The organism is Magnetococcales bacterium (assembly GCA_015228815.1).
In the GTDB taxonomy this organism is placed as follows: Bacteria; Pseudomonadota; Magnetococcia; order Magnetococcales; family UBA8363; genus UBA8363.
On the sequence record JADGCV010000001.1, the window covers coordinates 241,934 to 252,730 of the forward strand.

Annotated in this window: 11 protein-coding genes; 6 read left to right on the forward strand and 5 right to left on the reverse strand. The window is 55.9% G+C overall.

Annotated features, from left to right (window positions below):
* The first annotated feature begins 37 nt into the window (after window positions 1-37).
* From HQL76_01055 to HQL76_01065, 3 genes are read left to right on the forward strand one after another with little or no spacing between them, the layout of a single operon-like run.
* Complete coding sequence (locus tag HQL76_01055) at window positions 38-400, forward strand: transcriptional regulator (GenBank protein ID MBF0107751.1); 363 nt, start codon at window positions 38-40, stop codon at window positions 398-400.
* 59 nt (window positions 401-459) lie between these two features.
* Window positions 460-1,359, forward strand: coding sequence for a signal recognition particle-docking protein FtsY (ftsY, locus tag HQL76_01060; protein ID MBF0107752.1), 900 nt, complete (start codon window positions 460-462; stop codon window positions 1,357-1,359).
* 24 nt (window positions 1,360-1,383) lie between these two features.
* Window positions 1,384-3,378 (forward strand): lytic transglycosylase domain-containing protein, encoded by a 1,995-nt coding sequence (locus HQL76_01065; GenBank protein MBF0107753.1) that lies wholly within the window; start codon window positions 1,384-1,386, stop codon window positions 3,376-3,378.
* 57 nt (window positions 3,379-3,435) lie between these two features.
* On the opposite strand, the gene HQL76_01070 is transcribed toward HQL76_01065, so the two are convergent.
* The 5 genes from HQL76_01070 to HQL76_01090 all read right to left on the reverse strand — a co-directional run bounded on the left by HQL76_01070 (window position 3,436) and on the right by HQL76_01090 (window position 8,442).
* Window positions 3,436-3,816 (reverse strand): DUF2784 domain-containing protein, encoded by a 381-nt coding sequence (locus HQL76_01070; protein MBF0107754.1) that lies wholly within the window; start codon window positions 3,814-3,816, stop codon window positions 3,436-3,438.
* A gap of 127 nt (window positions 3,817-3,943) precedes the next feature.
* Window positions 3,944-4,189, reverse strand: a complete 246-nt coding sequence (locus HQL76_01075; GenBank protein MBF0107755.1) for a hypothetical protein — start codon at window positions 4,187-4,189, stop codon at window positions 3,944-3,946.
* Between the two features lie 20 nt (window positions 4,190-4,209).
* Window positions 4,210-4,653: a MucR family transcriptional regulator gene (locus HQL76_01080; GenBank protein ID MBF0107756.1), complete on the reverse strand. Its 444-nt coding sequence runs from the start codon at window positions 4,651-4,653 to the stop codon at window positions 4,210-4,212.
* Between the two features lie 233 nt (window positions 4,654-4,886).
* Window positions 4,887-7,682: a bacteriohemerythrin gene (locus tag HQL76_01085; protein ID MBF0107757.1), complete on the reverse strand. Its 2,796-nt coding sequence runs from the start codon at window positions 7,680-7,682 to the stop codon at window positions 4,887-4,889.
* Window positions 7,683-7,755: 73 nt separating this feature from the next.
* Window positions 7,756-8,442: a YggS family pyridoxal phosphate-dependent enzyme gene (locus HQL76_01090; GenBank protein MBF0107758.1), complete on the reverse strand. Its 687-nt coding sequence runs from the start codon at window positions 8,440-8,442 to the stop codon at window positions 7,756-7,758.
* A 480-nt stretch (window positions 8,443-8,922) separates the two neighbouring features.
* Between HQL76_01090 and HQL76_01095 the strand changes: the two genes are divergently transcribed.
* The 3 genes from HQL76_01095 to HQL76_01105 all read left to right on the forward strand — a co-directional run.
* Window positions 8,923-9,615, forward strand: a complete 693-nt coding sequence (locus tag HQL76_01095; protein MBF0107759.1) for a Bax inhibitor-1/YccA family protein — start codon at window positions 8,923-8,925, stop codon at window positions 9,613-9,615.
* Entirely contained in the window at window positions 9,605-10,249 is a 645-nt protein-coding gene (locus tag HQL76_01100) for a L,D-transpeptidase (protein MBF0107760.1), read from the forward strand. Before HQL76_01095 ends, HQL76_01100 begins: the two co-directional genes overlap by 11 nt.
* 89 nt (window positions 10,250-10,338) lie before the next feature.
* The coding region (locus tag HQL76_01105; protein ID MBF0107761.1) for an Rpn family recombination-promoting nuclease/putative transposase at window positions 10,339-10,797 on the forward strand (459 nt) is incomplete at its 3' end.

Genomic DNA, 10,797 nt, shown 5'->3' on the forward strand with positions numbered 1-10,797 from the left:
ATTGATTTTCCATTATATTCTTTACCCGAATGGCATCATGTCTTTCATGAAGATTTTCTTGATCCTGTTGTTCTTTTTCTCTTTGCCACCTCTGGCCTTGGCCGGAGAACCCTCCTCGGGGCGGCTGATCGTCGTCGTCACCCAAGGTTGCCCCTACTGCCAGCAATTCAAAGAGACGATCGGTCGGTTTTACCACAAGACCGCCATCGGTCGTCGATTTCCCCTGGTCGAGGTCGATCAATTCAATCCCCCTGCCGAATTCGAAGATCTGGCCTGGGAAATTAAATTTCTGCCAACGTTCATCGTTTATAACCGGAATGGAAAAGAAATTGCACGGTTTCGAGGATACCGCGGCGAAGAACCGTTCTGGGTCGATCTGGAAAAAGCGATCGGTCCATGAAAAATGAAAATGCATGGGGCCAAAGCCCTGTTTCATGACCCAGGGAAAAGAGACGTGGAATGTCATTGTTCGAGCGATTGAAAATTGGTTTGACCAAAACCCGTGAACGATTTTCCCGGGGTGTGGACGATCTGTTCAAGGGAGGAGGAAGCGGCGAGGAATTGTTCGAGGATCTGGAAGGTTTGTTGATCACTTCCGATTTTGGTCTGGAAACCAGCGTCAAGATTATCGAAGAGGTCCGCAAACGCCATCGCGGTCCCCTGGAACCCGAGGCATTGCGCAAGGTGTTGCGACAGGTGGTGTTGGAATGGCTGATGCCGCTTCAGGTCGAAGGATCGGCCTGGAACGAAAAACCCCGGGTGATTCTGGTGGTCGGCGTCAATGGCGTCGGAAAAACCACCACCATCGGCAAACTGGCCCATCATTACCAAATCCAGGGACGCTCCGTCCTCCTGGCGGCGGGAGATACCTTTCGCGCCGCAGCCCTGGAACAACTGCGCCTTTGGGGCGAACGGAGCACCGCCACCGTCATCGCCCAGCAACACGGCGCCGACAGCGCCTCGGTGATTCATGACGCCTTCAACGCCGCCAGCGCCCGAGGGTTCGACCTGATGCTCGCCGATACCGCCGGACGATTGCACACAAAAGTCAATCTGATGGAAGAACTGAAAAAAATAAAAAGGGTTCTCGCCCGCCAAGATACCGGGGCACCCCATGAAGTCTGGCTGGTCCTCGATGCCACCACCGGCCAGAACGCCCACAGCCAGGTCAAACGTTTCCATGAGGATCTCGGAGTCACCGGATTGATCGTCACCAAACTTGACGGTACCGCCAAGGGAGGCGTCGTCGTCGGCCTGGCGCGAACTTTCGGTCTGCCAGTCCGGTTCATCGGCGTCGGAGAAGCCATGGATGACCTGCGCCCATTCGATGCCGCCCAATTCGTGGAAGCTCTTTTTTAAACCTTCGACACGCAACGGTCCCGCATGACCATGAACATCACCTTTTTCGGATCCTTTCCCCCCTTGTCACGGATCTTTCCGTCCACCACGGTTTTTTTAATCTTCCTTTCTTTCGTTCTTGCCCAGCCACTGACGGTCGAGGCATTGTCGGAACGGGAACTGGAACTCTTCCGCAACCATTTTGCCATTCTCGAAGGAGGCGGACCCATCGACGAAGTCCTTGACCATTCCTCGTGGCCCAAGGATGAGGGGCTGGCCTCCTATCTGGAAATGGAACTGCTGTATCACCCCCGTCACGAAACAACCCTGCCGCGTCTGATCGGGTTTCTCGAACGTTGGCCCAACCATGCGCAGAAAAAACACCTGGAAAAAATGGTCGAGGTCCGCATCGCCCACGCCGAACCGGAACACAAGGTTCTGGCCTGGTACGACCGTCATCCCCCGGTCACCAAGGCGGGACGGGTTTACTACGTGCAACTGCTCCTCGCCAATCAACGGGTCTCCGAAGCACAACCCCTGTGGCGGGAACTTTATCTGGAAGGGGTTTCATTTCCCGAAGACCTGATCCGAATCACCGCCCCGTTCGAGCAAAAACTGGGGACGGCGGAAAAAGAAAAACGGGCCCACAACATGATCCTCAAAGGTAATCGCGAACCGCTGAAAAAGTTTATCGAAGGCTTTCCAAAAAATCGCCGTGACTACTTCCTGGCCCTCGACGCCGCCACCGCCGGCGATGAAAAACTGTTCGCCAAATACCATGCCCGTCTGGAAAAGAAAGAGGCCATGAGCCCGGCGATCTGGTACGCCCGAATGGAATGGCTGCGCAGTCATGGATCGACGACACGGGTCCATAAAATGCTTCTGGGACGGGAAGGGACCTACCTTGACGTCGATGACCGCTGTGCCCTCCGTTTTCGCCTGGGCCGAACCTTCTACAACGACAATCGCCTCGCCGAAGCCTTTGAACTCCTGAACCGCAATGTCATGGAAAAAGGGGCGCAACTGGAGGATTCGGTATGGCTCGCTGCCTGGACCGCCCACCGGTTGAAAAAAGAAAAACGGGCCCTGGAACTTTTCAAACTCCTGGGCACCGAAGCCAAAACCGACCACCGCCGCGCCCAGGGGGCCTGGTGGGCCGCTGAACTCTCGAAAACAAACGAGGAAAAAAGAAAGTGGATTCAGCAGGCAGCCCGTTATCCCGACAATTTCTACGGCCTGATCGCCCTGGAAACCCGCGATGGCGGCCTGCCCGGTCTGCAAGATCCACCCCTTGCCTGTTCCATTCTTCAACAATCCCACATTCAGAACGACATGCAACGAATGCATCATTTACGTGCCGTCGGACGTAATTTCTACAACGGCGCGGAAATCGACGCCCTGGCGCAACGATACCATCTGAAACAGGAGGACCGGTTGTGCCTTGCCCATGCCACCGGTGCCTATGATTATGGTTTAAAACTGGCGCGGGAAATGAAAGGTTCGGATTTCTATCACTGGTCGAGCCTCTATCCCCTGCCACACTGGAAACCGATGGTCGGATGGGATTTGGATCCCGCATTGATCTGGGGAATCGCCCGTCAGGAAAGCGTGTTCTTTCCCCGGGCCAAATCGAGCGCCAATGCCCGTGGTCTTCTTCAGCTCATGCCCGCCACCGCCGAGGAACAGGCGCGAAAAAGTTCCCTTCCCCCCTCCAATCCCAACCGTCTCCACGACCCCGCCTACAACCTTTCCCTGGGACAGGCCTACATGAAACGGATGCTTCAGGCCTTCGATGGCGACCTGGTGCTGGCCCTGTGCGGTTACAACGCCGGACCGGGACGGGGAAAGAATTGGAGCGAGCGGCGGCGCAACGAACCAACGCTGACCTTCATCGAAAACATTCCGTTCAACGAAACCAAAAACTATGTCAAACTGGTGATCGGTGGCGTGGTTTATTATCAACTGCGCATATATGGCAAAGGCTCGATCCTCTCTCTTATCGATCAGGGAGAACCTGGCCCAGGAAAGTTTCAAAAGTAATAAGATATTGAAAGAAAAAAGGGGTCTGGGGGATTTCCCCCAGACCCCTTTTTTCTTTCAATAATTCCGATACCGACGCCACACCCAGAGATAGATCATCCCGTTGAAAACCAGAACAACCACCCCCAGGACCGTAAATCCCCAGGTGGGAAAACCGCCAGAAAACCAATAATCGGGGTAGATCAGGGGTAGGACCCAATGTTCGACAAAGCTGGTCGCATACCCCGCCTCCCGTCCCATCCGGCGCAAATCGTTTTCCAAATAGGTCAGCGGACAAATCACCCCCGCCAACTCAACGAACATCCCCCACACCACGCTCGGCAGATGGAGCCAACGCACCACCGGCCAACGTGGCACCAACATCCCCCCAAAAAGAACAAAGGTCACAAATATAAGGTGGAGACAGACAACACCATCTGCCAACAATCGGTAGATCATTCGATCCCAGATCACTCGGAAACAGAATGCCTTTCAGGTAAAAAACCAAAACCCTGGGGGCAATCCCCCAGACCCCTTTTTTCTTTTAATAATTCTGAATCCAGGAGAGGTACCTAAATAGTTACATTTATCCTTTCCATTCACCCGCCAGAGCCTCCTCGGAATGACGCGCATAAACCCGCCACGCCGCCATGGGCAACTCCATGATCCGGTCATCGGCAACAGCAGCCAAGCGTTCCGGATTGGCCAAGTCAACCGTCATCGCACCACTACCATCCAACGCCGAAATAAAACGGAGCACCAAACCACTCGGTAGATGTGTCGCCGTCCGGCCCACAAGATCCACCCGCCACTCATCGTCTTCCTCCACCATTCCATCGACTCCCCTTGCCCTCAGGATTCAACCCGCTCCCCAAGCCGGGTCTCCTTGGCCAGTTGCCGCCGTTTCTCCGAATAGGCCGGGGCGACCATGGGAAAATTGGCATCAAGATGAAACAAACGGCGATAGGTATTGATGTCCATCCCATGGCTGCGCGACAAATGACCCTTCATCGCCTTGAGCTCCTTGCCGCAGATCAAACAGACTACCGCATTTTCGGAAACCGCATTTGCCGGATCGACAAATGGTTTGAATTCCGCCATCCCCGGCTGCGACTTCCTGACCCGTTCCCCCAATTCCTCGGCCAGCTCCTCCCTTCCCGGCAAGGGTCCCGACTCATCGGACAACAGGGAAAGGGTCCGGTGAACCGATTGAATCAAATTGGGTATTTCCACTGCCGGAATTTCATTATTTGCAACATACGCCTGTACGATTTCCGCGGTGAATTTCAAATTCATTGTCTGGTTCCTTGCCGAGCGGTGATGTTCCATTTTTCTACTGTGCAATTTACTTATAACGTCACTCTCAGCAATTTTGCCGCTCATGTCAACAAATATTCTCTGTTCACCACCTGGAACAAAACAAGAAAGGCGTACATTTTCCGCATGTTATCGGAAAATTTCAGAAATAAATTCTTGTTCGTTAACAATTTTTCCCGCTCCCGCCTTTTGAACGGGAACGAATCCTCGAATCATCCGACCCCCTTTTCCTTCAAAAACGGAGCGTAGGCGTGATCCACTTCCATGATGTGCTGGGTCAACCAGGCCTTGAGCAAGGTCAGAAGGTCGATGGCGACGGAAAAATCACCCTGTTCGAATTGTGCGACAACACCAGCCAGTTGCGCTTCGAGATTACGGTGAATTTTAATATGCGTTTCAGTCGCGGGATAATGAAACTTGTGGAACAGGTCCTCCTCGCGGCTGAAATGAAACTTGGCATATTCTCCCAGTTCGAGGAGCAGTTCGTGAACCATCTTGCCGCTCTGTCCGGAACTCATGACAGAGTGCAGTTTGTTGGCCATGTCCACCAGTTTGCGATGATCGGCATCGATGTCCCGCAAACCAAGGGTCAGTTTATCGTTCCAGGGAAAGAACAATTCACCAACGACCGGTTCGCCATCACGACTCAGATAAAGCAGGTCGATCATCTTGAAAATATATTTTTGATTCTCAATGAATTTCGGCATCTCCTCCATCGCCTGGTCCCGGCCCAGGGATCCTAGACGCCCGGCCAGGGCATACCATTCCCGATGACGAAGGGCCAATTCCTTGAACGATTCACGGGTGGCCAATGATGATCCCTGGGTTCCCTGGATCCAACGTCCCAGGAGGGTCGCATCCGCGACGGCAATGGGATGATCGGCTGCCGAAAACCGTCCGGCGATGATTCCCTCGATGACACCCACCAGGGCAAGCATTTCACCCTTGACCGCCTTGATGTTGTAGGGGGGATCGCCGAAATCAAGTTTGATCTGCGCGGCATAGAGAGAATTGGTCATCTCCTGAAGGACCAGACCCATCCTTGCGAACTGTTCGGAGGAAAGTTTCATGGAAACGGCGGTATTTCCAGCCAGGACGATGCTCTCATTGACCTTTTGCGCGACCTCGCCGGTCCGGTTCATCGAAACAAGAATCGCATTGGCATGGTCCAGGGCGGTATTGCTGTCGGCGGCATTGGCCTGGGCGGCGGCGGCGACACCCTGGGCGGCATTGGCGACCTCGGAGGTGCCGATGGCCGCTTCGGAAGCGGCCCGGGCGACATCCTGGGCGGCAACGTTGAGTTCCTGGGCATTGCGAGTCACTTCCGCCGCCGCCTCGGAAACCTGTTGCATCGCCTCGGAAATGGAATGGACGACACTCGCCTGTTCATCGACCGAAAGATTGATCTCCATATTGGTGCGGTTGATCCGTTCCATGGAAGCGACGATTTCCAGATTGGCCTTGGCCACTTCCTGGGTATGCGACTGAATGGTCTTGTTCTGCTGATGAATCATGCGGGTGGCGTCGGCAGTCTGACGCGCCAGCTCCTTGACCTCGTTGGCGACGACGGCAAACCCCTTGCCGGCATCCCCCGCCCCCGCCGCCTCGATGGAGGCGTTGAGCGCCAACATGTTGGTCTGCTCGGCAATGTCGGTAATCACCTCGACCACATGACTGATCTCGCGGGCGGATCGGGAAAGTTGATCCATGACATCCTGAGTGCCCCGGGCATGATTGAACGCCTGTTGCGATTCCTTGCTGGCCCGCTGACAGCGGACACGGACATCGTTCAAGGCCTCCGTCACCTCCTTCACCGAGGCGCTGACATTGCGCACCGCCAGATCCACCTGTTCCAGGTTTTGGTTGACACCTCCGATATTGGCGGTAATCTCCTCGGCGGCGGCAGCCATGGTCGAAATGTTGACGCTGGTCTGTTCGACCCCGGCGGCGATGCTGGAAACATTCTCGGAGACCCGGGTAGAGGCAATGGAAATGTTCTGGACGTTTTCGGTCGCCTGATCGATGGCCCCCTTGACCTGGATTATTTCCTGGAACAACACCTCGTTCTGACTGGACACCGTCCCCACCACCTCATGAGAGGCCCGGGCATCGGCGCTGATGACGTGACGAACCTTGACCAACTCGGAGGCACAGGCGGTAATGCTTCCGGAATGAAGCGAAATCAGGGACATCAACCGGGTCATGGTGTCGGCCAGGGCATTGATGTCCAGGGCGATCCGGTTGACCTCGTCCATTTGGCCCGTCACCGGAACCCGAATGGTCATGTTCCCCTCGGCCAGGGCACGCACCACCGGTTCGATTCGTCCCAGGGATTGGTTCAAGGCACGCACCAGAAACCATCCCAGCGCAGCAACCAAAAGTGAAGCAAGGATCAAGGCAGTGGTCATGCCGTCACGAAAATGGACGAATCGATTCTCCACCTCCGACAAAAGGCCCTCGGTCAGAGCGACGCGCCCCGCGACGAACGGCGCCAGAACCTCCTGCAAGGCAGTCGATTCACGATCGAAATCGGCCATGCGCCGATTGCCCTTCTCCGGCCCGCCCTCGACGTAGGCCTTGGCCATCTCCCTGCCCTGACCGTAAAACGCCGCAAAACGTTCCTGCAAGGCATCCAACGTCCGATGAAGCTCCGGATCGACCTGGCGAGGAATGCGCCCGCGAAACTCCCGCAACGACTCCTCGAAAAGGACGGCATTCTCCTCGGCCATTTTCCAACCGTCATCCAATCCGTCCTGCCCCCGGGTGGCGGAAACATCGGTGAGGAACTGCTGGACGTTGAGAATGCATTTGTCCATCTTCTTGGCCAGAAGAGTCATCTCCACCCCTTCGGCGCGAATGGCGCTGGTGGCGCTGGCAACCTTCTGGCTGGCGACGAAGGCCCATACATCCAGACCGATCAAAAACAGTACCGGGACCATCAACGACAGAAAAATCCGATCCCTGAGCTTCAGATTCAATCGAATACGCTTCATGTTCATGTCGGTCATGTTTCTTCTTTATCCGATGTTGATGAAAGACATCGGCCCACATTTTCGGGAGATGTCTCGATTTTGCCAAAGGTCATCCATTTCGTGTACCGAACAGGGAACCGCCAATCCGCACCATCGTCGCCCCCTCCTCGATGGCCACGATGAAATCATGGCTCATCCCCATGGAAAGGATCTCCATCGACACCCCCGGAATGGCATGCGCCGCCATGTCCCGCGCCAGACAGGCCAGTTTCCGGAACTCGGGCCGGACCCGCTCGGGATCCTCGGCAAAAGGCGGCACGGTCATCAAACCCTTGACCGAAAGACGTGGCAACGACGCGATCTGGATCAGAGTCTTTTCCAGATCCCCAGGGGCCAATCCCGATTTTTGCGCCTCGCCACCAACGTTGACCTGGAGAAGAATGGGCATGGTCCGGCCAACCGGCATTCGTCGATCCAATTCGCGTGCCAGTTCGATCGAATCGACACTTTGGATCATTTGGAACAACTGCACCGCAATCTTGACCTTGTTGCGCTGCAACGGGCCGATGAGATGCCAGGAAAGCCCCGGATGATCAACCCCCGGAATCTTGTCCCGCGCCTCCTGCACCCGGTTTTCACCAAACAGCAACTGCCCCGCCCGGGCCGCCACCAGGACATCCCCGACCGGACGGGTCTTGGAAACCGCAACCAATCGAACCGACCCAGGTTCCCGACCCACGCGCCGACAGGTCTCGGCAATCGTATCCCGCAAAGCGGCCAGTGAAGAAGCGATCATGCTCATGATGGATCCCATGGGTGAAATTGAACCCCGCCATGGCCGCGACATGCCACCCCTCCGGATGACATCATGCCCCGCCCGCATTTCCCGGCGCTCGACAACCGTTTCCCAAGTAACCGACTTATGGCGGATTTTCATTGATCGACGCCAACGATTCTGTTAGGCTGCAAGTATCCTGAAGACCGTGTCGAAAACCGACCATGTGTCGGCTCCAGCAGGCAAGACAGGACGATACGGTGTTTGACCGGAGTGCTTCGTCGAAATCTTCGTCGGACGGATTCATCAGGATCGGCCCCATGATCCGGTTCAAGCCAAAGAACCATCCATCCTGACAAGGCTCATCCGGGTTCCAAATCCGTCCCGGAACGCTCCACGATACGACAAGCCGCCCGTGTCTGGATCGCCAGTCATGCGGACCGTTTCAACATAACGACGTATTATCAACCAATTCAGACCAATGGACAAGGAGTTCCAATCGTGAACGACAACCGCCCTTTCCCGACCCCCATGGGATCTCGAACCGTCGCGGATTCCCGAAGGACCGGCCTGGCCATCGACAACGGCGTCACCACCTATATCAAACAGGTCTACGCCCTCCTTGCCGCAAGCCTGGCCGTTGCCGTCGCCGCCGGCTACGTCGGGATGACCCTCCCCTTTGCCCGTGAACATCCCATCATCCTCATGGTCCTCATGCTCGGCGCCCTGTTTCTGGCCATGAAGGTTCAGAACACCGCCACACTGTTTCTTTTTACCGGAATCTCCGGCTTGAGTCTCGGTCCGGTGATCGCCGTCTACGTCGGGGCCGGCATGTCCCATATCGTCGGACAGGCGGCGTTGCTCACCGGCATCATCTTCACCGCTTTGAGCTTTTATGCGATGACGACCAAAAAGGACCTTTCAATGATGGGGGGCATGCTGTTTGCCGGCCTCATCATCGTCGTCATCGGCGGGTTGATCAACATGTTCATCCACTCAACCGCCATGGCCTTCGCCATTTCGGCGGTGGGCGCCTTGATCTTCTCGGGATATATCCTTTTCGAAACCCAGCGGCTGAAAATGGAACCCTGGGCCATCGCCCCTCCAGTCGCAGCATTGAGCATGTACCTCAACGTCGTCAACCTGTTCACCTCGCTGTTGCAGATTCTGGGCATCTTCGGAAGTGACGACTGAGCGCCACCACGAACCACGGGGGGGGAGCGACCGTTCCCTCCCCTTCTGTCTCGAAACAGACCCTGGCGTACCTTCGCCAACACGGGAAGATTCCGTTCGCCGGCTTGAAAAAGCGATCCGCCTTCTCGGTACCCTTGGTTGGACCCTGGTTTCCGGTCCGGCCGTGGTGGTTCTTGGCAGAGAACAACGGCTGTTCGGATTGGGAAAAAATTTCCCCGAGGATGGATGGCCCATCTCCACCGGTCACGCCGGTTTCGGAAACGAAGCGGACAGCGGACGCACTCCGGTTGGACTGCACCGTATCTGTGCCTGCATCGGCGCCGGCGCCCCGCCGGGGACGGTGTTCAAAAGCCGCGAACCGACAGGAGAGGTCATCGACATCACCGCCGCTCCCCTGGAACCCGGAAAGGATTGCATCACCACACGCATCCTCTGGCTCGAAGGATTGGAAGAGGGGATCAATCGTGGTCCGGGGGTGGACAGCCGGGAACGCTATATCTACATTCACGGCACCCCTCATGAAGATCGCCTCGGCGTTCCGGTTTCCGCGGGTTGCATCCGCATGGACAATCGGGACATCATTACCTTGTTCGATCTGGTTTCGGTGGATACCCCGGTCGTCATCCTTCCTTAGCGACTTGACGTTCGATAATCATGCTGCGTGTTGTATCGCCACGGCAGTATATCATTGATCGATGAAAATATTGCTCCCATGGATTGACCATGACCGACATCAGCCACCCACATGACCGATTCTTGAAGGCTTTGCTTGCCAATCCAGCAACGGCAGGCGCTTTGTTGCGGGAGCGGTTGCCAAAGGAAGTGGTGGCAATGTTGTCCGATGATCCGCCAGAGTTGGTGGAGGGTTCGTTCGTCGATGAAGCGTTGCGGACCCACCTGACCGATCGGCTTTATCGGGTCAAAACGATCACTGGCCGGGCGGCCTTGCTGTACGTGCTGATCGAGCACAAAAGTTCTCCCGACGTGCGTATCGGCTGGCAATTGTTAAATTACATCATCGAGGCATTGAAACAATGGGCACGCGAACATCCGGGATGGAAGCAACTCCCGGCCATCGTCCCCTTCGTATTCTACCATGGCGAGATGGGGACTGAACGAATACCCGTCAAAGACCATGAGTACACCTTGAAAATGGTTTCAGGGATTGGAGGCAAAGAGCGG